Here is a 21,201-nt window from a genome sequence, read left to right as displayed (position 1 = left end):
TCACTTCTCCTCGCGATAGGGGTTCGCCGGGTCGATCGTGCGCTTGGCCGGCACGCGCGACGGTAGCTGCAGGTCGATCGTCACGGGCACCTCCGCCAAAACCATGATTCGCCGCTCGACCCTCAGCGTCGGGTCGGCCGCGCCCCGTGCCTCGACGCGGTGCATCCCGGGCGCGAGGTAGAGCGTCGCCGGCGTGGTCGTTCCGCTCGCCTGGCCGTCGACGCTGAGCGTCGACGCCTCGCTGGCTCGCACCCGAACGACCGTGGTGCCAGGCGGTGGCCCGGAGGGCGCCTCCATCTCTGCGGCGACCGGGGTCGGGGCGCTCCGCGACTGGCTCCGCTCCTGCATCGTGGCACGACCGCGCGTCGGCGGCGGGCGGCGCGGTCGTGCGACCGCGGGCAGTGAGCGGGTGGTAGCGATGGGGGCGGTAGCCGTGGGGGCGGCCGTCGCCGGGGCCTGGCCCTCCTCCGCCGAGCCCTGCCCCTGCCCCGCGGGGGCTGCGTCTCCGGTGGGCGCGCTCCGAGGCCCGTCGCCCACCGCTGCGCGCGTCGATTCGAGCAAGGCCCGCGCGCGATCGCTCTCCGGGGCCTTCTTCAGCGCCTGCTGAAGCACCAGGCGCGCCGCCGCGAGCTGTCCCGAGGCGATTAACTGCTCGGCTATCTTCAGGCGCGGCGCCACGTTGATTTCGCGCTCGAGCTGCGTCAACAGGGCGACGACGCGCGGATCGCTGGCCCCGCGACGGCCGCGCTCGACGAGCGCTAGCGCCTGCGTCAGCTCGCCGTTGTCGCTATGCGCCTTCGCCCTGACGTAGAGCTCCATCGCGTCGGGTCCGCCGAGCAGCACCCAGGCGATTCCCCCGCCGAGCACGACCGCCCCGAACAAACCGACCGCCACCGCGACGATCACCCGCCGGCGGCTGGCGGCTCGTGGCACGACGGAAAAGGGCGCTTCCAGCGCGGGGTCGGCAGCCATGACCCACGAGGGCCGCGTGGCCGCGGCCTTTGGCGTCGCTGTGGCCGCGGCGGAAGGCTCGGGCGTTGTCGCCCGCCCGATGGCCTCTTGCGCCACCGCCGGCGAGATGACCGGCGTCGGATGCTGGTCCCGGGGCGTGCTCATAGCCCACCGCCCTCGGCCCAATCCTGCTCGGCGTCGTCGTGCTGGCACATGATGGCGAGCAGGAGTTGGCCAACGTCGAGCTCCAAGCCAGGCACCACGGAGGGGACAGCGCCGGGGTCGAAGGCGAAGTTGCCCTGCGTCCACCCGAGCACCGCCCCAATGGCACTCTTGATCTGCTGCACGACAGCTTCCTCCAACATCGGCTCGGGGATCATGCCAGAGCGCTGAACCAGCTCCCCGAGGCGCGCCGCGCTCGCGGCGGGATCTCGCGTAGCGAGCATCGCCCCTAGCTGATCGTCGCTCAGGCCGGCGCGTGCGCGCAACAACTCGGCAAGGTCGTCGCTGCCCGGGGCCGCAGCCGCCACGACCTTGCCCCCCCGGAGATGAACCTCCGCCGCACCGCTATCGGCCGAGATGAAGAGGACGCCGGTCCGGCGGCCGCCCCTAAAGAACTCCAGCAGCTCGGGAATGCTAAAGGTCTCGAGCGTGCCGACAAACATCGCGCTGCTCGCGGCGCGCGGCAAGCCAGGGCTCGTCGCGGCGCGCACGCTCTCCGTGGCCCCCGTGGCCGCCGCGTTGCGCTCAGCCCCTGGCGAGGGGAGCGGAGAAAGAGCAGGCTGCTGCTGCTGCTGCTCGGAGGTCGGCAGCGCGATTCGCAACGACGCCAGCTTCTCGTCGATGCTGGCATCCCCGGGGCTCAGCGCGGCGGCTTGCTCGAGCGCTGCGCGCGCGCGCGCGATTTCACCCTCGCGCTCGAGCGCCAGTCCGAGGTTGTAGAACCCATCCGGCCCCTGGGGGTCGAGCTCGGTAGCCCGCGTCAGCTCGACCACCGCTTCAGCCACCGAACCCTGCTCGAGCAGATTGACGCCGAGGTTGGTTCGCGCCTGCGCGAAGCTCGGCGCCAGGCGCACCGCTTCGCGCAGGTGGCGATCCGCCGTGCGCAGATCGCCGCTCTGCCGCACGGCAAGCCCCAGGTTGACCAGCACCACAGGCGGGTTCCACGCGGTGGCCAGCAGCGCCTCGAAGGTCTCGACCGCCTCCATCGTCGCCCCGCTCTGCGCCAGCGCCACCCCGAGCGCAAGCCGCGCCTCGGGGTCGCCCGGGGATAGCGCGACGGCCTTGCGCAGGACCTCGACGCCCTCGTCCCAGCGCTCCAGCCGACAAGAGGCGTGGCCGAGCAAGACGAGCGCCCGACTGCTCGAGGGATCGAGCTGCAAGGCCTGCTGGAGGTATTCGGTGGCCTCCTCGTGCCGCCCGTGGTCGAGCAGCGCCTTCGCCAAGCCAATCGAGACGTCGCGTTGGCCGGGCGCGCGGCGCGCCGCCTCGCGCAGCTGATCGAGCCCCTCGTCCGCTCGCCCCAGTGCCAGCAGGGTGACACCGACCATGCCCGGCGCTTCGGTCGAGGTCGGCTCCAGTTGGAGCGCAAGCTCGTAGGCGCTCAGGGCCCGCTCGAGGTCCCCGCTCTCGGTGAGGAGCTGCCCGAGGGCAAGCGCCTGATCGGCCGACGCGGGGGGCGCAGCGAGCGCGGCGACCAGCAGCGCCTGCGCCTCATCGCGCTTCCCAGCGTCCAACGCACGCCTCGCCGCGGCGAAAACCCCAGCTTCACCGCCGCCGGGCGGCAGGGGTCGCAGTATTCCACGGAGGCGATCCCACAGCGTCACCGGCCCCACCTCATCGTCGACCAAGCCAGACGGAAGAGCCTACACTAGCATCGCCGCTGCTGCTCCCGCCATCCGCGCGCTCTCGCCGCGCTGCCGGCGAGGCGGCGGGCGGCGCCGGCGAGCGAGCCCTGCAGCTTGACAAGCACGGTTCTGTGAGCACGCTTAGGCCGCTCTTTGAGGAGGTTTCGACAATGTTCTTCGATCCGATCTATCTGCTCGTGCTGGCGCCCGGTCTGCTGCTCGGTGGTTGGGCCAGCCTACGGGTCCGCAGCACCTTCAAACGCTTTTCGGCGGTGCCCTCGGCCTCCGGCTTGACGGGCGCCGAGGTCGCGCGACAAATGCTCCGCAGCCACGATATCAGCGACGTGACCGTCGAGCGCCACGAGGGCTTCCTCTCCGATCACTACGACCCCAGTGCCCGTGCGGTGCGGCTCTCCCCCGACGTCCATGACGGCCGCTCGCTCGCCGCGCTCGGCGTGGCGGCGCACGAGGTCGGCCACGTGCTTTCAGCACGCCAAGGGCTACGCCCTGATGCAAGTCCGCCAGCGGCTGGTCGGACCCGCGAGCTTCGGCTCGAACGCAGCGCTTCTGCTCTCCGGCATCGGCTTCGCGATCAACGCCGCAGGCCTGGCCTGGCTCGGCGTGCTGGCGTTCCTTGGCGTCGTGCTCTTCCAGTTGGTGACGCTGCCGGTGGAGTTCAACGCCTCGACCCGGGCGCGCGTGCATTTGGCCACGACAGGCATCATTGCCGGCGACGAGCGCGACGGCGTCGCCAAGGTACTCAACGCCGCCGCGCTGACCTACGTGGCCGCGTTGATCACCTCAGCGCTTCAGCTCGCCTATTTTGTGTTCCGCGCGGCCGGGATGAGCGGCAGCGACGACTGAGTACTGCCAGCGCAGTGCCGCGCCAGCACCGCCCGCCCGCTCGCGGGGCGCCCCCTCGTCCGCGACGCTGCCTGCGCGACGCTGGCTATTCCACGCTCACTATTCCACTGGCGGGCTACCGGCCAATAAATACAGCACAGCCATCCGCACGGCCACTCCGTAGGTCACCTGGTCGAGGATGACGGAACGCGGGCCATCCGCCAGCTCCGACGCCAACTCGACGCCGCGGTTGATCGGTCCCGGATGCATCACGATGGCATCCGGATGGGCGGAGGCGAGCACGTCGGCGTTGAGGCCAAAGGTCCGCGCGTACTCGCGCGTGCTCGGAAAGAGGCACTGCCCACCCGCACGCTCGGCCTGAATCCGCAGCATGATGACGACGTCCGCACCTTCGACCGCCGCGGCGAGGGTCGGCACCACCGTCGCCCCGAGCTCAGCGAGACCAGGCGGTAGCATCGTGCGGGGCCCCGTGACGCGCACCTGGGCGCCAAGGCGACGCAGCGCGACGATGTCGGAGCGCGCCACGCGACTGTGCGCCAGGTCGCCGACGATCGCCACCTGGAGCCCCGCCAGCCGCCCCTTCGCCCGGCGAATCGTCGCGCAGTCGAGCAGCGCCTGGGTCGGGTGCGCGGGCACCATCGCCGGCATTGACGACGGCCGCGTCGATACGGGCGGCGAGGAAATGCGCGGCGCCCGCCTCCCGATGACGGATGACGACGATCTGCGGGCTCATCGCCTCGAGGTTGCGGACCGTGTCGAGCAGCGTCTCACCCTTGCTCGTGCTCGAGCCGCTGCCGCTGACGTTGACCGCATCCGCGCTCAGGCGCTTCTCCGCGATCTCAAAGCTGACCCGCGTGCGCGTGCTCGGCTCGAGGAAGAGATTGACCACCGTCCGACCGCGCAGCGTCGGTACCTTCTTGATCGGGCGCTCGGAGATCTCGAGAAAGCGGTCGGCGAGGTCGAGGATCGCCTTCAGCGCCTCCGCGGAGAGGCTCTCGACATCGAGCAGATGGCGCTGCGTAAAGCTCATAGCGACCCCCGCGCGAGCCGCTCCGGCTGGGCCGGCGACGGCGCAGGCTCCAGCACCACGGCGTCGACCTGCTGGCATTCGGCGAACTGCACCTCGACCCGCTGCGCTGGCTCGGTCTCGAGGCGAACGCCGACGTGATCGGCCTGAATCGGCAGCTCGCGGTGGCCACGATCGACCAGCACCGCCAGGCGCACGCGACGCGGTCGCCCGTAGTCATTGAGCGCATCGAGCGCCGCGCGCACGGTCCGCCCCGTGTAGAGCACATCATCGACCAGCAGCAGCTTGCGCTCGGTCACCTCGAAGGGCAGATGCGTGGCCCCGATCACCGGGCGCGGCAACCCCGCCAGAGCGTCGTCGCGATAGAGCGTGATGTCGATCTCGCCCAGGGGCACGGCGACGCCCTCGCATTCGGCGATCAGCGCCACCAGCCGTCGCGCGACATACGCGCCGCCGGTGTGGATCCCGATGATCGCCAGCCCGGCCGTGCCTTGCTCACGTTCGACGATCTCGTGCGCCAGCCGCCGCAGCACCCGCTGCATCGCCGCCGCGTCCAGCACCCTTCGCTGCCTTAACGCTTCACTCACGCGCCCTCCATTTGCGGCGCACCCGCGAGCGCCGCGCCCTTCATCCGGGTTCTACGGCCGCGCCGGCCCGCCGGTCAACGACCGCGCGCGGCGCCGCATTGACGGGTAACGCATCGCCCACCGATACTAGCGCCACTGTCATGAGCACCGCAGCCAGCATCCTCGTGGTCGAGGACGAGCGCTCGATGCGCGAGTTCCTGCAGATCCTGCTACGACGGCAATCGTACGAGGTGACAGCCGTCGATGGCGGTGCCGAGGCCTGCGAGCTCCTCGCCCAACGCGAATTCGCTCTCGTCATCACCGATCTCAGCATGCCCCAGGTCGGAGGACTCGAGGTCCTGCGTCGTGCCAAGCACGAGCATCCGGCGACGGAGGTCGTGATGATCACCGCCTTCGCCAGCGCCGAAACGGCGATCGAGGCGATGAAGGCCGGCGCCTACGACTACCTGACCAAGCCCTTCAAGGTCGATGAGGTGCTCGTCACCCTCGAGCGCGCGCTGGAGAAGCGGCGGCTCGTGCGCGACAATCAGGTGCTGCGCCAACAGCTCAGCGACCGCTTTCACCTCGATCAGCTGATCGGCCGATCGGCACCGATGCAGCGGGTCTTCGAGCTCGTCCGCCGGGTCGCACCGAGCCGTGCGAGCGTCCTGATCAGCGGCGAATCCGGCACCGGGAAGGAGCTCCTGGCGCGGGCCATACATGCGCTGAGCGAGCGTCACGAGCGCAGCTTCGTCGCCGTCAACTGCGGCGCGATTCCCGAGGCGCTGCTCGAGAGCGAGCTCTTCGGCCACGTACGTGGGGCGTTCACCGGCGCCTTCGGCAACAAGGAGGGGCTCTTCACCGCTGCCGACGGCGGCACGCTCTTTCTCGACGAGATCGCTGAGCTGACGACCGCTCTCCAGGTCAAGCTGCTGCGCGCGCTGCAGGAGCGGACGATCAAGCCCGTCGGCAGCAATAGCGAGCGCGCGGTCGACGTGCGCATCCTCGCCGCCAGCAACCGCAACCTCGAGCGCGCGATCCGCGACGGATCCTTTCGCTCGGACCTCTACTACCGGCTCAACGTGATCGCGGTCGAGTTGCCGCCGCTGCGCCAGCGGCGAACGGACATCCCGCTGCTGGCCGAGCATTTCGTGCGCAAACACGCCGCGGAGGCAGGACGGCCAATTCGCGGTCTGGATGCCGCCGCGCTCGCCCGCCTCTGCGACTACGACTTCCCGGGCAACGTCCGCGAGCTGGAGAACCTGATCGAGCGCGCGGTCACGCTCACCGCGGGCGACGAGATCGGCGTCGCCGTGCTACCCGAGCTCCGTCCCGCCGCCTTTGCCGGCGATGGTCCCGATGTGGGCGACGCGACACTGCCGGCGGACGGCCTCGACCTCGACGCCCACATCGGGACCATCGAACGCGCCCTGCTGCAGCAGGCCCTCGACCGCACGGCCGGTACCCGCACCGAGGCTGCTCAGCTGCTGCGCCTCAGCCTGCGCTCGCTGCGCTACCGCTTGGCCAAGTACTCGCTCGCCGGTGAAGCCGATACGCCGAAGCCCTGACATCGACCATCGCGCTGACGATTCGCGGCAGGGCGGTGACATTTTTTGTCACGCGCACGGTCTGCATTAGACTCGCGGCACCCGGCAGGAAGGGGCGGTCCGCGTGATCTCGGAGGCTTGGCGGCGTGAGCAGGCCACCATCCGACCTGGCGCCTTTCTTGCTGTTGATTTCGCCCGAGACACTATGCGTCAGCAGACCAACATAACCAGAGCGCAGTCGTCTTACGGCGGCCCGCCTGCGGCTGGCCTGCGCCGCCGCTCTGCCCGCGCTGTGGCCACGACCGGCGGCTTCACCCTGATCGAAGTGATGATGGTCGTCGTGATCATCGGCGTGCTGGCCACGCTCTCACTCGTCGGCTACCAGCGCCACCTCCGGTCGGGGCGACTCGTCGCTGCGCAGGAGTTCGTGTCGCGCATCCAGGCTCGCGAGGAATCCTACTTCCAGCAGTGGGGCACCTACGTCGGCACCTCGGCGGGCTTTTATCCCCCGCTCGGCGGCGCTGGCGCGGAACCCACCGCCAAGCCCTGGACCGCGATTCCCGCGGAGTGGGTAACCCTCGGGGCGCGCCCCGAGTCCGACACCAGCTACTTCGCCTACTCCGTCGTGGCCAGCAACCCGGCGGGCGGTCACGCGCTCGACGCGATAGCGCCGCTGCTTGGCATTCCGGCGCAACCGACCGCGGGCGGCCCCCTCGACCCCCACGCCTGGTACTACGTGATCGGCCACGGGGACCTCAATGGCGATGCCAGCTACGCGACTGGCGGCTGTGCCGGCGGTCCGCTCGGCATCAGCAACTGCACGATCGTGGCCTCGAGCAGCGCGCGCGGCTCGATCGTGCGCTGGAACGAGGGTGAGTGATTAGCGTTGTGATTAGCGGTGATAGACGACCCATGTCGGGTCGATTACATCCGGACCAGACGGTCCATAGCAGCCACAGGAGGAAGCGATGCTGAACAGACTCAGACAACGGAAGACAGAGGGGTTCACCCTCATCGAGCTGATGATCGTCGTCGCGATCATCGGCATCTTGGCGGCGGTCGCCATCCCGGCCTTCGTCAAGTACCTGCGCAAGTCGAAGACGGTCGAGGCCACCGAGGGTCTCGACAAGCTGAAGGTCGGCGCGACGCAGTACTTCCAGGCCGACCACTACGACAGTGACGGTAACATCGCGCCCAAGTCCTTCCCGACCTCCGGCGCCGCGACCACCTCGCCGGCCACGGCCTGCTGCGCCCAGGCCACCGCCCCGAAGTGCACGCCCGCCACCGCCGACTGGGCCAGCTCGCCCTGGCATGAGCTGCACTTCGGCCTGACCGACCCGCACTACTATCAGTGGTACTGGGACACGTCCGCCACCAGCTCGGCCTCGGTCTACACCGCAAAGGCGATCGGCGACTTGGACTGCGACACGACCCAGTCGAGCTTCGAGATCCGCGGTCACGTCGACACCGAGGGCGGCGTAACGGTCAAGGGCCCGATCATCAGCAACGAGATCGAGTGATCCTCCGCCCCGTCCCGGTGTACTCTCCCGCCTGATGCGTCATCCACGCTGGTTGCGCGGCGCCCTCAGCGGCGCCGCGCTCATCACCCTGCTCCCGCTGCTCGGCGTCGTCGAGCTGGCGCTCGAGCGCCATCAACGCGCCACGCGTAGCGTCCCGGGCGAGGCCTATCTGCTGCCACCTGCGCCCGTCCTGCGCGCCCTGGCCTTCGGCTACGACGAGGTCGTCGCTGACCTGCTGTGGGTGCGCACGATCGCGTACTTCGCCGATCACGCCTTCAGCGACGGTGAGCTAGCCTACCTGGAACGCTATCTCGACAGCATTCTGACGCTCGACCCGCACTTCAAGGCGATCTACCGCTTCGGTTCCGCGATGATGATGAGTCGCGGCAGCCATCAAACCAACGAAGACGTCTTCCACGCGATTCACCTGCTCGAGCGGGCGCACCGGCTCTACCCGAACGAGTATCGCTTTCCCTTACACATCGGCGCCTACATCTCCGAGCTGCGACCCGCCACACCCCAGCAACGCGCGCGCTGGCGCCGACTGGGTGCGGACTGGGTGCGACGCGCGGCACTGATCGGCACCGAGCTCGCGTGGCTGCCGAACCTGGCCGCCTCGGTCTACAGCGAGCAAGGCGAGCGCGAGCTGGCGATTCACCACCTGCGCGAACTCTACGTCGTGACCCAGGACACGGCGACCAAGCAACAGATTGCCAGCAAATTGCGACAGCTGCTCGGGCGCCAGGCGGTCGACTTCGCGCATGAGGCCGATCGCGCGCTGGCGGCGCAGCGCGCGAGCCCGCTGGCGTTTCTCAGCCCGGATCTCTTCGCGGTGCTGCACCCCGGCGACCTGCCCCCCTTCGACCCGACGGCGGAGCCCGATCTACCCTAGCGGCCTACCCTGGCGGCCTACCCTGGCGGCCTACCTTAGCAGTCCGGCGGGCGGCTGCGGGGCGCGGGCTTCTTCCGGCGGCGCGGCGATGGTCAGCGGCTCGTCGCGGCGCAGGCCGTGCACTGGACGAAAGAGCCGCCGCCAGCGAATTCCCTCGGCGGTCGACCGCGACCACCAGATGAAGAGCGCCTTGCCCTTGATGTTCTCCAGCGGCAGGAAGCCCCAGCAGCGCCCGTCCTGGCTGTTGTCGCGATTGTCCCCCATCACGAAGACGTGCCCCTCGGGCACCCGGAAGGGCCGCAGCAGCCGCTCGCGAAAGCGACAGCGCGGATCGGCCCAATACTCCTCGAGGGGCAGCTCGGCCGACCCCTGGTCGACAACATGCTTGAGCACATAATGGCGCTGCCCGTCGTTCTGCTCGATGAAGGCGCGGCATTCCCGCGTCTCGCCGCTCGCTTGGCCCTCTTCGACGTCGAGATAGGCGCACGCGCGGTCGACCGGCCTTCGCTCGATGACATGCCCGTCGACACGGAGTCCGTTGACGAAGGGTCCGTCGAGGCGCAGCTCCACCGTGTCGCCGGCGACGGCGACCACTCGCTTGATGAAGTCCTTGCTCTCATCGCCGGGAAAGATGAAGACGATGATTTCGCCGCGCGCGGGCGAGGCGGTGAAGAACTTGAGGTGCGTCCAGGGCACGCGCACGCCGTAGATGAACTTGCTGACGAAGATATGGTCACCGACACGCAGCGTCGGAATCATCGACCCGCTCGGAATCTTGAACGCTTCGACGACGAAGGCCCGCAACAGGAGGGCGATCAGCACGGCGACGCCGATGCTCTCGGCGTATTCGCGCAAGGTTGACTTGCGGCCGAAGGCCAGATGCTTGTCGAGCAGCTCGTCGAGCTCACCGAGCCGCTCGGCGAAGCACTCGAGGTCGTCGCCGTCACGCGCCTGCCGGAGCGCGTCGGCCGCCTTGAGCACCCGGTCGCCCGCCGTCTCCTTGAGCCGATGGCCATAGCGGCGCAGCAAGCGCCGCGTCTCCCTGAGCAGCAAGCCCGCATCGCGCCGCAACAAGCGCCGCCGCCGCCAGCGCGCGTAGCCACCCCAACAGCGTCTCAGCGGCGCCCGCATCGCGCTACCGCCGCCCCTCACCGTCATCGAGCTTGAGCACGGCGAGGAAGGCCGCCTGGGGGATCTCGACGCTGCCGACCTGTTTCATGCGCCGCTTCCCTTCCTTCTGGCGCTCGAGCAGCTTTCGCTTGCGCGTGATGTCGCCGCCATAGCACTTCGCGGTGACGTTCTTGCGCAGCGCCTTGACGGTGGTACGCGCGACCACCCGGCTGCCCAGCGCGGCCTGGATCGCGACCTCGAACATCTGACGCGGGATCAGATCCTTCAGCTTGCGACAGAGCTCCCGACCTCGATAGTACGCGACGTCGCGGTGGCAGACCATCGACAGCGCGTCGAGCCGGTCGCCGTTGACGAGGATGTCGAGCCGCACCAGGTCGCTGCCGCGGAAGCCGGCCAGCTCGTAATCGAGCGAAGCGTAGCCGCGCGTGGCGCTCTTCAGTCGATCATAGAAGTCGGTCACGACCTCGCCGAGCGGCAGCTCGTAGACCACCACCACGCGCTCCTTCGACGGATAGCTCAGTGACTTCTGTACCCCGCGCTTGTCCTCGCAGAGGCGCAGGATCGGACCGACGTATTCCTGGGGGCTATGCACCGTCGCCGTGATAATCGGCTCTTCCACGGCGGTCAGACGACCCGGGTCGGGGATCCGCGACGGGTTGTCGATTTCGACCACCTCGCCGTCGACGAGCTGGCAGCGATAGCGCACCGACGGTGCCGTCACCACCAGGTCGAGATCGAACTCCCGCTCCAGCCGCTCCTGCACGATCTCCATGTGCAGCAGGCCGAGGAAGCCGCAGCGAAAGCCGAAACCCAGCGCCTCCGAGGTCTCGGTCTCGTAGGTAAAGGAAGCGTCGTTGAGCGCCAGCTTGCCCAGCGCCTCGCGCAGATCTCCGTAGGCGTGGGAGTCGCTGGGGAACAACCCGGCGAAGACGACGGGCTTGATCTCCTTGAAGCCCGGCAGCGCGGCTGAACAAGGCCGCGCCTCGTGCGTCAGCGTGTCGCCCACGCGGGCCTCGCCGATCTCCTTGATCCCGGCGACGATCACGCCGACCTCGCCAGCGGGGAGCACCTCGACCTTGGTGTAGTGCGGCGTGAAGACGCCGATCTCCTGCACCTGATAGGCGCTCTTCGTCGACCAAAGCGCGACGCGCTCACCCTGGCGCAGGGTGCCGGCCTTGACGCGCACGAGCATCACCACACCACGGAAGCTGTCGTACCAGCTATCGAAGACGAGCGCCTGCAGGGGTGCCGCGCGATCCGCCACGGGCGGCGGGACGAGCTTGACGATCGCCTCCAGGACCTCGGCGATCCCTCGCCCCTCCTTGGCGCTGACGGCCACCGCGTCGTCGGCCGGAAGCCCGAGCATCTCCTCGATCTGCGCTTTGACCCGCTCGGCATCAGCGCTGGCCAGGTCCATCTTGTTGAGCACGGGGAAGACCTCGAGCCCCTGATCGACCGCGAGGTAGACGTTGGCGACGGTCTGAGCCTCGACCCCCTGCGTCGCATCGACGACGAGCAACGCGCCCTCGCAGGCGGCCAGGCTCCGCGAGACCTCATACTGAAAATCGACGTGGCCGGGCGTGTCGATCAAGTTGAGCAAATAGCGCTGGCCGTCACGCGCGTTGTAGTGCAGTCGCACCGTCTGCGCCTTGATCGTGATGCCGCGCTCGCGCTCGAGCTCCATCTGATCGAGGAACTGCTCGCGCCGCTCGCGCTCCTGCAGCGCACCGCAGGCCTCGAGCAAGCGATCGGCCAGCGTGCTCTTGCCGTGATCGATGTGCGCGATGATCGAGAAGTTGCGAATGAGGTCGAGGGGCATCATGGGCTTGCGGCCGCGGAACATAGTGGGCCCCTCCGGCACTGTCAACGCGCGGTGCGCACCGCGGCGGCGCCAGGCGAGCGTTAGCGCGCGCGCGCGGGGCCGGCCGGCGACCCTCGGCCCCTACCGGTCCGCTGCGCTAGTCGCGCGTATTGGCAATGAAAGCTGGCCGCTCCGCTTGCGTGTCAGCCGCGACCGGGCTAACGTGCTGCGGCTACACCCGCCCTAGAGGAGCGTCCTTTCATGCCTGAGGCGACGATTGCAAGCTCATCAGCGACAGCGGAGAGGTCCTTGCCTCCGGCCGCTGCCACCCGCTGCCGAAGACACCACAACGCGGACGCTCCGGCGCGCGGGACCACGACGCGTCGACCCTATTGCCGGGGTATGCCGGGCTACAGGGGCATGCCGGCGCTCTTCGTCGGCGCTCTCCTCGCCGCTGGCTGCGGAGCCTCCGCCGCCGATGGGCCCCTGCGGCGCGCTGTGGCCAACCCAATTGCCGGGGTCGACGGAGCGTCGCGCTGCGACGTGCGCGGCAAGCGCTTGGTCCAGCTCGACCTCAACGAGGACCGCCAGCCCGACGTCTGGAAGCTCTACGTCACGCGGATCGCCGGCGGGGCGAAGATCGACACGCTGGCGTGCAAGGAGCGCGACCTGAACTTCGACGGGCGCAAGGACTCGTGGAGCCTCTACGACGACGAGGGAAATCTGGCGACGGAACAGATTGACCTCGACTTCGACGGCAGCGTCGACCTCGTAACCCATCGTCGCGGAGGCAAGCTGGTACGCCAGGAGCTCGACAGCAACCACGACGGAAAGACCGACGTCTGGCGGCACTACGAGGACAACGTCCTGGCCCGCGTCGAGCGCGACACCAATGGCGACGGGCGTATCGACTATTGGGAGTACCACGAGGGCGGGCAGCTCGATCGCATCGGCTACGACCGCGACGGAGACGGCCGCGTCGACGCCTGGGATCGCGCACCGTCGCAGCCCGGCGGCCCGGCGAGCACACCCGGGGAGTCGGCGGAGCCCGAGGTCAGCGAGTAGTTCCGCGCCGCAGTAGCGGGCAGCCTCCACGGCAGCCCGCGCGAATCACCCTCCAGCCCCCGCGCGACTCACCCTCCAGCCGTGGCCCGACCGCACTTTTCCTGATGCTAGTCAGTCCGGCTCCGGCGGAGCGCGCGCTCGGCGCCGTCGAGTGCCTCGCGAGAGCACCCAAGGTCGATCAGCCAGCGCCGGCGCTCCGTCGGCTCCTCGCCCGCGTAGATCGACGCGGCGTGCTCGCTGCAGTCGCCGTCGGCGGGCGCTTGACCTGCGGGGCAGAGCTGCCGCAAGACGTCCGCCTGGCACGCGGAGAAGCGGGCGCGCGCGGGCGCATCGAGCGTGTCCAGCTTACGCTGGCCGCTCGCACAAGCGCTGCCTGCTGCTGCGAGCGCGGCAACCGCTAGCAGCGCAGCGCGCGCGACCCGAGCCGCACGCGTCACGAGCCCGAGCTCGACTCCAATCGCCGCCAGCAGCTCCTCCTCCGCCAGCCGCATGCGGCGCGCGTCACCGGCCCGCTGATGGTCATGGCCGCGCAGGTGGCAGAGGCCATGCACGACGAGACGCAGCAGCTCCGGCTCCAGCTCGCGCTCTGGAGCCTGGCGTTCGGCCTGCTCGACCGAGATGAAGACGTCACCGAGCAGCAGCTCAGTTGGCCCGCCCGCCAGCTCCGCGAGCTCCGCGGGCCACGGGCCGAGTGGAAACGAGAGCACGTCAGTCGTCCGGTCTTGGCCGCGGAAGCGCTGATTCAGCGCTCGGATCTCGTCGTCGTCGGTCAGCCAGACGGTCCACTCGGCACTGCGCTCAGTTGAGACCGAGGCGCTTGATATCCGGACGATCCGGCGCCTCAATCGCGCCCGCGCCACCCGGTCCAGCCGCTGCCGCGCCCGTCCCTTCACCCTGAGGAGCACCATCGCCGCTCTTGCCCTGTCTGCCTGTCGCGCCATCTTCTGCCCCACCGCCCTCGACCAGCACAGCGCTAGCCCCTTCGCCGCCGGCGCCGCCGGGCGTCATGACGACCACCGCAGCCCGCTCCGCGTCCTCGCCCGCTCCTTGGCCAGCGCGCTCACTGGAGCGCAGCGAGCCGGTGGCCGATCGCTGCGCGGCTGCCGGCGGCGGCGGCGGGGCATCGCGACGACGCGCTTCCTTGCCGCCTCGCAGCTCCTCGGCACGCTTTGCCTCTTCGTTGCGCTGCCATGGATAGGTCGGACGCACGTGGTAAATCCCACCGAGCACCTGCATGAAGCTTCGGGCGATCGAATGGAGGTCGCGCAGGGTCACGTCGCAGTGGTCGAGCTGCCCATCCGTGAACTGCTTGTTGATCATCCGCTGGACCAAGGCCTGGACCCGATCCGCCGTCGGCTCGCTCAGACTTCGCGCCGCGGCCTCGACGCCGTCGGCCAGCATCAGCACGCCCGCCTCCCGCGACTGCGGGCGCGGCCCCGGATAACGATAATCCTCCTCGACGACCTCGTCGTCGGCATCCTGCTGCTCGATCGCCTTATGATAAAAGAACGAAATCATCGCGCGACCGTGATGCTGCGAGGCCGTGTCGATCACGAGCTGCGGAAGGCCATGTTGCGACATCATCTCGATCCCGTCACGCACATGGTTACGGACGATCAGCCCACTCATCGACGGCTTCAGCCGATGGTGCGGGTTGTCGGCCGCGCGCATGTTCTCGGCAAAATAGGGCGCGTTCTTGAGCTTGCCGACATCGTGGTAGTTGGCGGCCACGCGAGCCAACAGCCCGTTGGCTCCGATCGCGTCGCAGGCCGCCTCGGCGAGACTGCCGACCACCATGCTGTGATGGTAGGTCCCGGGCGCCCTGAGCATCAGCTCACGCAGGAGCGGATGATTGGGATTGGCCAGCTCGAGCAGCGTAATCTCGGTGGTATACGCGAACGCCCACTCGAGCACCGGCAGCAGCGCGAGCACCAGCAACGCCGAGAGCACGCCACCTCCGGCGGCCGCTAGCATCGCCGAATCCACCTGCTCGGCAGCGACGCCCCCGAGGCCCAGCAGCCGCTGGCAGAGCACGGTGAAGGCGCCGAAGAGACCCGCCAGCAGGCCCGCCTTGAAAACGGTCAGGCGGGAGTGGATGATCCTTACGCTCGACGCTGCGCTGATGCCGGTGACCAGATAGAAGATCGTGAGCGCAAGATTGCGCTCGAAGATCTGCCCCGCGAGCAGCGCCGCGGTCACCGCGAAAATCGCCGCAGCCTCGGCCGTGATCAGCAGGCGCACCAACACGGCGCCCGCGGCCAGCGGCACCAGGAAGGCCTCGATCGGCGCGAAGCCCGGGGCGATCGGTCCGTGGAGCAGTAGCCCGAGGCGCGCGAGGACCAAGAAGAGCACGAGGAGCAAGCCCATCGCCAGCAGGTCGCGAGGGTGCCGGATGAACCGCTGGAACTGCCGCTCCGCCAGGCTGACCAGCGTGACCAGCAGCACCAGCAGCAGCAATCCGCTGCCAACGACCACCGCCGTCGCGCCGCTACCCTCATCGCCCGCCATCGCGCGCAGCACGCGCAGGTGCTGCGCGGTGATCGCGTCGCCGTCTGGGACGAGCACCTGCCCCTCGACGATCGGAATCGGCTGGCGCGCGACCCGGCGCCGCGCGTCCTCCTCGCGATGGCGGGTCTCGCCGACGTTCAGGCTGACGTTCGGCACCAGCGTGCTCTCGACCAGCTCGACGACGGCCCGCCGCAGCGGCGGGGCGAAGGACGTGCCGTGGATCTTGGCCAGGTGGCGCACCTGCTCGCGTATCTGCTCGAGATCGCGGATGCGATCGAGTTGATTCAAGCGCTGCTCGGGGCGATTGCTCGGCCGACCGCTGACCAACGGGCGCAGGGTCAGCGATCCGCCGAGGTAGGGCTCGAGCGCCGCCTGGTGGCTGATCACCAGGTTATCGAGCGCGGACCCCAAGAGCATGATCACCAGCGCCCGCACCTCAGCGGCAAAGCGCGCCTCGACCAGCCGATCAAAGACCCGCGGCGCCACGTCAGCCTGCACGACGCGCGCGAAGCGCTCGCGCTCTTGCGAGGTCATCCGCCCCCGCGAGAAGCGCGGAGCATCTTGCGGCCCGTCGCCCGCGCCGCCCCGCCGTGGCTCGGCCGCGACATCGTCGTGACCCGCCGCGGCCCCCGTCATGCTGTCGAAGGCCTGATTGATTCGCGCCAACACGACCGCCGAGGCATCCGTGTGGTAGTCGAACACCGGGAGGACCTTCGCCGCGGCCTGTTGGCGCCGCTGCTCGAGCTCTTCCTCGCCAACCTGGTAGCTGAACGAGCGCGTGGCCTTGATGTTCATCTGGGCGCGGGCGCCGACTCGGAGATTGCGCCAGACCGTCCGCGAGCGCCCTACCGCGCCACCGATGACCAGGGCGAGGGCCGCCGCGAGCGCAAAGAGCACGAGCCCGCGCAGCGCGGGGCGCTCGAGGGCGCGGTCGATCCGCACCATCAAGCGGAGCGGCAGCGTCCGCAGCGCCCGTGAGAACGAGCGGCCGTCCGCGGCAGGAGGCTGGGAGGAGTGAGGCATCGGTTGGCTCCAGCATGGGCGCGCCAACTGCCAACTGTAAAGCCCCCCTGCGCAGCGGGGCTTCACCGGGCGGTGGGGCGCTGCGCGGTCAGCCGCGTCGTTGGGGTCGCGCCTCGTAGGCCTTGATGATCCGCTGCACCAGCGGGTGCCGCACCACGTCGCGATCGGTGAACTGCACGAAGCCGATGCCCTCGATTCCGCGCAGCAGCTCCTCCACCTCGACCAAGCCGCTCTGCGCGCCGATCGGCAGGTCGATCTGCGTCACGTCACCAGTCACCACCGCCTTCGAGTCGAAGCCGAGGCGGGTGAGGAACATCAGCATCTGGTCGCTGGTCGCGTTCTGCGCCTCGTCGAGGATGACGAACGAGCTGTTGAGCGTACGACCCCGCATGAACGCCAGCGGGGCGACCTCGACCTGGCCCCGACCGATCATCTCCTGGACGCGCTCAGCGTCGAGCATATCGTGCAGCGCGTCGTAGAGTGGGCGCAGATAGGGATTGACCTTCTCCATCAGGTCACCGGGCAGAAACCCGAGACGCTCGCCGGCCTCGACCGCGGGACGCGCCAGGATGATGCGCTTGACCTGTTGCTTGAGCAACGCACCGACCGCCATCGCCATCGCCAGGTAGGTCTTGCCCGTGCCTGCGGGTCCGATGCCGAAGACAATGTCATGCCCGCGTATCGCGTCGACGTAGCGCTTCTGCGTCGGCCCTTTCGGTCCCACGCGCGCGTTTGGCGTGACGACCAGGGTATCGGCGAAGATCGCCGCCAGGTCGATCGGATTGCCGCCTTGGACCGCCTGCACCGCGCGCAGGAGATCGCCACCATCGAAGCTGATCCCGCGCCGCGCCAGCGCATAGAGCTGGGCGAGCAGCGTCGTCGCGAGCTGGACCTGGGCACGCGCGCCCACCAAGGTGATTTCGTTGCCCCGGGCGTGCAGCTCGATGCCCATCTCCCGCGCCATGATCTTGAGGTGACGACCGCCGACGCCGAGCAGCTGCCCGAGCGGTCCGTTGTCGTCGAAGCTCACCTTCTCGCGGACATTTTCCGGCGTCAGCACGGTTCCTCACCCCAATTCAGCGTCCTGATTGACACCATGTATCAGAAGGGAATAGACGGGCAAGACCGATGGATGCCGCTGACGATGGACCCGCCCGCGACCTGAGGCCCCGAGCTGGCCAAGCGGGCGCGCTGCGCGACGGCGAGGCCGCACCTGGCTCGCCGCCGGCGAATGGCGCAACGCTGCCTTGGTTGGCGGCGCTGATGCAACGGCTGCTCGGCCCCGGTGGCTGCCCCTGGGACCAGCAGCAGACGCTGCAGACCCTACGACCCTACCTGCTCGAAGAGGCCTACGAGGTGCTCGAGGCGATCGACGCCGGCAGACGCGATCAGCACTGCGAGGAGCTGGGCGACCTGTTGCTGCAGATCGTCTTTCAGGCGGCGCTCGCGGGCATCGCGCTGGACGACGTCGTCCGCAGCATCGGCGACAAGCTGATTCGCCGGCATCCGCACGTCTTCGGCGAGGCGACGGTGCGCGACGCCGACGAGGTGCTGGTCAACTGGGAGCGCATCAAGGCGACGGAGCCAGGCAAGGAGCAGCGCAGCAGCGTGCTCGACGGCGTCCCTGGCGCGCTCCCGGCCCTGCAGCGCAGCCATGAGCTGACCCGAAAAGCCGCCCGACTGGGCCTATCCCTGCGCGATGCGGCTGCGGCACGGGCACGGATCGAGCGCACGCTCGCGCAGGCGGACGCCGCGATGCCAACCACCGACGCGCCCGCCAAGCGTGGCCTTGCGCCCAGCGTCAGCGCCCAGGTGGCCGCGGGCGAGCTGTTGCTGGCGATCGCGGACTGGTCACGACTGCACGGCGTCGAGCCCGAGCAGGCGTTGCGCGACGCCAACAACCGCTTTGCGCAGCGCGTGCGCGCGATCGAGTGCGAGTCGCGCCCTCCGAGCAACGCGCCGAGCAACGCGCCGAGCACCCCGGCCAGCGCCGACCAGACGGAGGCAGCAAAGGCCGCGGCGCCCGACGAAGCCTCGGCCCTCCTCGACCGGCTCTGGCCAAGTTAGGGCGTCTGCATTTATCGCGACCCGCCCGCGCCGGCCGCGATGCGTGCGCGCCCCGTTGCCCCCTCGCTGCCTAGCGCCGCGCGCGCCGGCGCCGAAGCACGGCGACGATCTGCTGCAGCTCAGGGCAGCGCAGCAGCACGGCCAGCACGAAGAAGACCAGCGCACCGACCAGCACCGCGGCCAGCAACACGGCGTGGTTGAGCCAGAGGTGACTGCCCTCCTCCCACCGACCGAGGCGCGCGAGGGCCGCCGCGGCCGCGGCCGATCCGGCGGAGGCGAGCAGGCCCCGGATCATCGAGCCGCTGAGCGTGCGCAGCTCGAGCCGACCAAGCCGTCGCCGCAAGGCGAGCAGCAGCAGCGCGAAGTTCACCACCGACGAGATCGCCACCGCCAGCGCCAGACCGGGTCCGGCGAACGTGCCGCGCAAGCCAAGCGCGGCCGCAACGAAGATCAGCAGCGACAGCAACGACACCACGACCGGCGTTCGCGTGTCCTGCAGGGCAAAGAACACCGGCACGGTTTGGCGCACGCCGCCGGCCGCCCACATCCCGGCGGAGAAGGCCACCAACATCGACGCGGTCTCGTGCGCCATTGCATGGGTGAAGGCCCCGCGCTGAAAGAGCACCGCCGTCAGGGGCAGCGCCAAGGCCACCAAGCCGCTGCTCGCCGGCAACATCACGAAGAGCACGAGCCGCAGCGACTCGTTGAAGCTGCGCTTGAGCCGCTCGAACTCACCCGCGCTGGCCTGCGCTGAGAAGCCGGGCATGGTCACGGTGGCCACGGCGACCGCGAAGATGCCCAGCGGGAACTCGATCAAACGCTGAGCGTAGTAGATTGCGCTCATCACACCCTCGGGCAGGAACGAGGCGAACTGCCGCATCAGGATCACGTTGAGCTGGTAGACCGCGAGGCCGAAGATCGAGGGCACCATCAACGCGCCGATGCGCCGCACCTCCGGGTTGCCGAAGCCGAGCGTCGGCCGCACCAACAAGCCGCGCCGGCGCAGCGAGGGCAGCTGCACGGCAGCCTGCAGCACCCCGCCGACCAGCACGCCGACGGCGGCGGTGGCGATCGGCGGCCAACCGAGCCACGCGCTCCACGGTGCCAGCGTGAGGATCGCCGCGATGATCACCAGGTTGAGCACTGCGGGGGCGACCGCCGGAGCGGCGAAGTCGCCGTCGGCATTCAGCGCGCCCATCGCCAGCGCGACCAGGCCAACACTCAGCAGAAAGGGGAACATCAGGCGGGTCAGCAGCACGGCGAGCGCGAGCTTGGGTGGGTCGTCGTTGAAGCCGTAGGCGAAGAGCTGTACGACCAGCGGCGCGAAGACGATGCCGAGCAAGCAGACGCCGATCCAGACGACGAGCGCGGCGCCGAGCGTCGCGGCCAGCAGCTCCCGCGCCGCCGCCTCGCCGCGCCGCTGCCGGCACTCGGTCAACACGGGGATGAAGGCGACCGTCAAGGCCCCCTCGGCGAGCAGACGTCGCAGGACGTTGGGGATCGTGAAGGCGACGAAGAACGCATCGGTGGCGCCTCGGCGGAAGTAAGCGGCGATCACCGCGTCGCGCAGCAGGCCGAGGATCCGGCTCGCCAAGGTCAAGACCCCGACCAGCCCCGCCGCGCGCGCCAGAGATGGGCCCCGGCGCCCGCCGGCCGCGGGTCCACCTGCGTCGGGTGCGTCGGGTGCGTCGGCTACGTTGGCTGCGTCGGCTACGTTGGCTGCGTCGGCTACGTTGGCTGCGTCGGCTACGTTGGCTGCGTCGGCTACGCTAGCTGCGTCGGCCAGCGCCGGCCGGCCGCTCTTGGGCCCAGCAGAGGGCCCAGCAGAAAGCCCAGCAAAGGGCCCAGCAAAGGGCATGTCAGAGGGCGTATCGGACGGCATCCGGGTCACCGGCAGTTCTAGGCGGGCCATGGCACCTTGCTTGACACCCTGTCAACGGCGGTGCTAGAGACACCTCCGTTCGCGCGCTCGCGCTCGCATCCCGCGTGCGCCGCTCGGCGGCTCCCGGGCTTCTCGCTAGCGCGGCCAGCCGAAGGCAGCCGGGTTCTTAGCACGGGACGAGATAGGGGAGAAGACGCAGTGGCCAATCATCCGCAGGCGGAAAAACGCAACCGGCAGCGCCTCAAGCTGCAGGCCCACCACCGCCACTTCAGGACCTCGATGCGCACCCACATCAAGCGGCTACGTTTAGCCATGGGCACGGGCGATCGGCCGGAGGCGCAAGCAGCCCTCAACGCCGCTCTACCGCTGATCGATCGCTGCGCTCAGAAGGGCATCATTCCGCGGCAGCGCGCTGCCCGCCTCGTGTCGCGCCTCACCTGCGCATTCAACCGCCTCCCCGCCACGCAGTAACGCCCTGCTCTGCGCGCGCCGCCGCGTGCTGTCTGCAGG

At 69.4% G+C, this 21,201-nt stretch carries 16 protein-coding genes and 2 pseudogenes; 8 read left to right on the top strand and 10 right to left on the bottom strand.

What is annotated here, in order from left to right; genetic code table 11:
• Positions 1–1,116 (bottom strand): hypothetical protein, encoded by a 1,116-nt coding sequence (locus IPL40_15875; GenBank protein MBK8482615.1) that lies wholly within the window; start codon positions 1,114–1,116, stop codon positions 1–3.
• Positions 1,113–2,687: a tetratricopeptide repeat protein gene (locus IPL40_15870; protein ID MBK8482614.1), complete on the bottom strand. Its 1,575-nt coding sequence runs from the start codon at positions 2,685–2,687 to the stop codon at positions 1,113–1,115. Before IPL40_15870 ends, IPL40_15875 begins: the two co-directional genes overlap by 4 nt.
• Before the next feature lie 281 nt (positions 2,688–2,968).
• Here IPL40_15870 and IPL40_15865 point away from each other — a divergent pair.
• Positions 2,969–3,662, top strand: a pseudogene (locus IPL40_15865) (zinc metallopeptidase).
• A 99-nt stretch (positions 3,663–3,761) separates the two neighbouring features.
• On the opposite strand, the pseudogene IPL40_15860 reads toward IPL40_15865, so the two are convergent.
• Together IPL40_15860 and pyrR are read right to left on the bottom strand one after the other, a co-directional pair.
• A pseudogene (locus tag IPL40_15860) lies at positions 3,762–4,692 on the bottom strand (aspartate carbamoyltransferase catalytic subunit).
• A complete protein-coding gene (gene pyrR, locus IPL40_15855) occupies positions 4,689–5,231 on the bottom strand; it encodes a bifunctional pyr operon transcriptional regulator/uracil phosphoribosyltransferase PyrR (protein MBK8482613.1) in 543 nt (180 codons plus the stop codon). The pseudogene IPL40_15860 and the gene pyrR overlap by 4 nt, the downstream one beginning before the upstream one ends.
• 185 nt (positions 5,232–5,416) lie before the next feature.
• Here pyrR and IPL40_15850 point away from each other — a divergent pair, with 185 nt between their 5' ends.
• The 4 genes from IPL40_15850 (at position 5,417) to IPL40_15835 (ending at position 9,214) form a co-directional block, all read left to right on the top strand.
• On the top strand, positions 5,417–6,823 hold the full coding sequence (locus IPL40_15850; GenBank protein MBK8482612.1) for a sigma-54-dependent Fis family transcriptional regulator: 1,407 nt from the start codon (positions 5,417–5,419) through the stop codon (positions 6,821–6,823).
• 271 nt (positions 6,824–7,094) lie between these two features.
• Positions 7,095–7,682 (top strand): prepilin-type N-terminal cleavage/methylation domain-containing protein, encoded by a 588-nt coding sequence (locus IPL40_15845; protein MBK8482611.1) that lies wholly within the window; start codon positions 7,095–7,097, stop codon positions 7,680–7,682.
• Between the two features lie 88 nt (positions 7,683–7,770).
• Positions 7,771–8,322: a prepilin-type N-terminal cleavage/methylation domain-containing protein gene (locus tag IPL40_15840; GenBank protein ID MBK8482610.1), complete on the top strand. Its 552-nt coding sequence runs from the start codon at positions 7,771–7,773 to the stop codon at positions 8,320–8,322.
• 34 nt (positions 8,323–8,356) lie between these two features.
• Positions 8,357–9,214 (top strand): hypothetical protein, encoded by an 858-nt coding sequence (locus IPL40_15835; GenBank protein ID MBK8482609.1) that lies wholly within the window; start codon positions 8,357–8,359, stop codon positions 9,212–9,214.
• Between the two features lie 30 nt (positions 9,215–9,244).
• On the opposite strand, the gene lepB is transcribed toward IPL40_15835, so the two are convergent.
• Complete coding sequence (gene lepB / locus IPL40_15830) at positions 9,245–10,372, bottom strand: signal peptidase I (GenBank protein MBK8482608.1); 1,128 nt, start codon at positions 10,370–10,372, stop codon at positions 9,245–9,247.
• The gene (lepA, locus tag IPL40_15825) at positions 10,350–12,164 is read right to left on the bottom strand and encodes an elongation factor 4 (protein MBK8482607.1); all 1,815 of its coding nucleotides are present in this window, start codon (positions 12,162–12,164) and stop codon (positions 10,350–10,352) included. Before lepA ends, lepB begins: the two co-directional genes overlap by 23 nt.
• A 384-nt stretch (positions 12,165–12,548) precedes the next feature.
• Here lepA and IPL40_15820 point away from each other — a divergent pair, with 384 nt between their 5' ends.
• Positions 12,549–13,211, top strand: a complete 663-nt coding sequence (locus tag IPL40_15820; protein ID MBK8482606.1) for a hypothetical protein — start codon at positions 12,549–12,551, stop codon at positions 13,209–13,211.
• 107 nt (positions 13,212–13,318) lie between these two features.
• On the opposite strand, the gene ybeY is transcribed toward IPL40_15820, so the two are convergent.
• From ybeY to IPL40_15805, 3 genes are all read right to left on the bottom strand, one after another.
• Positions 13,319–14,056, bottom strand: coding sequence for an rRNA maturation RNase YbeY (gene ybeY / locus IPL40_15815; GenBank protein MBK8482605.1), 738 nt, complete (start codon positions 14,054–14,056; stop codon positions 13,319–13,321).
• The gene (locus IPL40_15810; protein ID MBK8482604.1) at positions 14,010–16,742 is read right to left on the bottom strand and encodes an HDIG domain-containing protein; all 2,733 of its coding nucleotides are present in this window, start codon (positions 16,740–16,742) and stop codon (positions 14,010–14,012) included. The genes ybeY and IPL40_15810 overlap by 47 nt, the downstream gene beginning before the upstream one ends.
• An 88-nt stretch (positions 16,743–16,830) precedes the next feature.
• Entirely contained in the window at positions 16,831–17,706 is an 876-nt protein-coding gene (locus IPL40_15805) for a PhoH family protein (GenBank protein MBK8482603.1), read from the bottom strand.
• Between the two features lie 299 nt (positions 17,707–18,005).
• Here IPL40_15805 and IPL40_15800 point away from each other — a divergent pair, with 299 nt between their 5' ends.
• Positions 18,006–18,809 carry a MazG family protein gene (locus IPL40_15800; protein MBK8482602.1) on the top strand — a complete coding sequence of 268 codons (804 nt, stop codon included), beginning with the start codon at positions 18,006–18,008 and terminating at the stop codon, positions 18,807–18,809.
• A gap of 70 nt (positions 18,810–18,879) precedes the next feature.
• Here IPL40_15800 and murJ read toward each other — a convergent pair whose 3' ends face one another.
• Positions 18,880–20,409, bottom strand: coding sequence for a murein biosynthesis integral membrane protein MurJ (gene murJ, locus IPL40_15795; protein MBK8482601.1), 1,530 nt, complete (start codon positions 20,407–20,409; stop codon positions 18,880–18,882).
• 480 nt (positions 20,410–20,889) lie between these two features.
• On the opposite strand from murJ, the gene rpsT reads away from it, so the two are divergent.
• Positions 20,890–21,162: a 30S ribosomal protein S20 gene (rpsT, locus tag IPL40_15790; GenBank protein MBK8482600.1), complete on the top strand. Its 273-nt coding sequence runs from the start codon at positions 20,890–20,892 to the stop codon at positions 21,160–21,162.
• Positions 21,163–21,201 lie beyond the last annotated feature (39 nt).

Source organism: Pseudomonadota bacterium, assembly GCA_016711215.1.
Classification (GTDB): domain Bacteria; phylum Myxococcota_A; class Polyangia.
This window is presented reverse-complemented; position numbering and strand designations above follow the sequence as displayed.

Excerpts from the sequence above, each read along its gene's own strand:
- IPL40_15820 (MBK8482606.1), top strand. The coding sequence starts at position 12,549 with ATGCCGGGCTACAGGGGCATGCCGGCGCTCTTCGTCGGCGCTCTCCTC.
- IPL40_15840 (MBK8482610.1), top strand. The coding sequence starts at position 7,771 with ATGCTGAACAGACTCAGACAACGGAAGACAGAGGGGTTCACCCTCATC.
- lepA (MBK8482607.1), bottom strand. The coding sequence starts at position 12,164 with ATGCCCCTCGACCTCATTCGCAACTTCTCGATCATCGCGCACATCGAT.
- IPL40_15835 (MBK8482609.1), top strand. The coding sequence starts at position 8,357 with ATGCGTCATCCACGCTGGTTGCGCGGCGCCCTCAGCGGCGCCGCGCTC.
- IPL40_15875 (MBK8482615.1), bottom strand. The coding sequence starts at position 1,116 with ATGAGCACGCCCCGGGACCAGCATCCGACGCCGGTCATCTCGCCGGCG.
- IPL40_15810 (MBK8482604.1), bottom strand. The coding sequence starts at position 16,742 with ATGCCTCACTCCTCCCAGCCTCCTGCCGCGGACGGCCGCTCGTTCTCA.
- IPL40_15805 (MBK8482603.1), bottom strand. The coding sequence starts at position 17,706 with ATGGCGCGGGAGATGGGCATCGAGCTGCACGCCCGGGGCAACGAAATC.
- IPL40_15800 (MBK8482602.1), top strand. The coding sequence starts at position 18,006 with ATGCAACGGCTGCTCGGCCCCGGTGGCTGCCCCTGGGACCAGCAGCAG.
- lepB (MBK8482608.1), bottom strand. The coding sequence starts at position 10,372 with ATGACGGTGAGGGGCGGCGGTAGCGCGATGCGGGCGCCGCTGAGACGC.
- IPL40_15850 (MBK8482612.1), top strand. The coding sequence starts at position 5,417 with ATGAGCACCGCAGCCAGCATCCTCGTGGTCGAGGACGAGCGCTCGATG.
- pyrR (MBK8482613.1), bottom strand. The coding sequence starts at position 5,231 with ATGCAGCGGGTGCTGCGGCGGCTGGCGCACGAGATCGTCGAACGTGAG.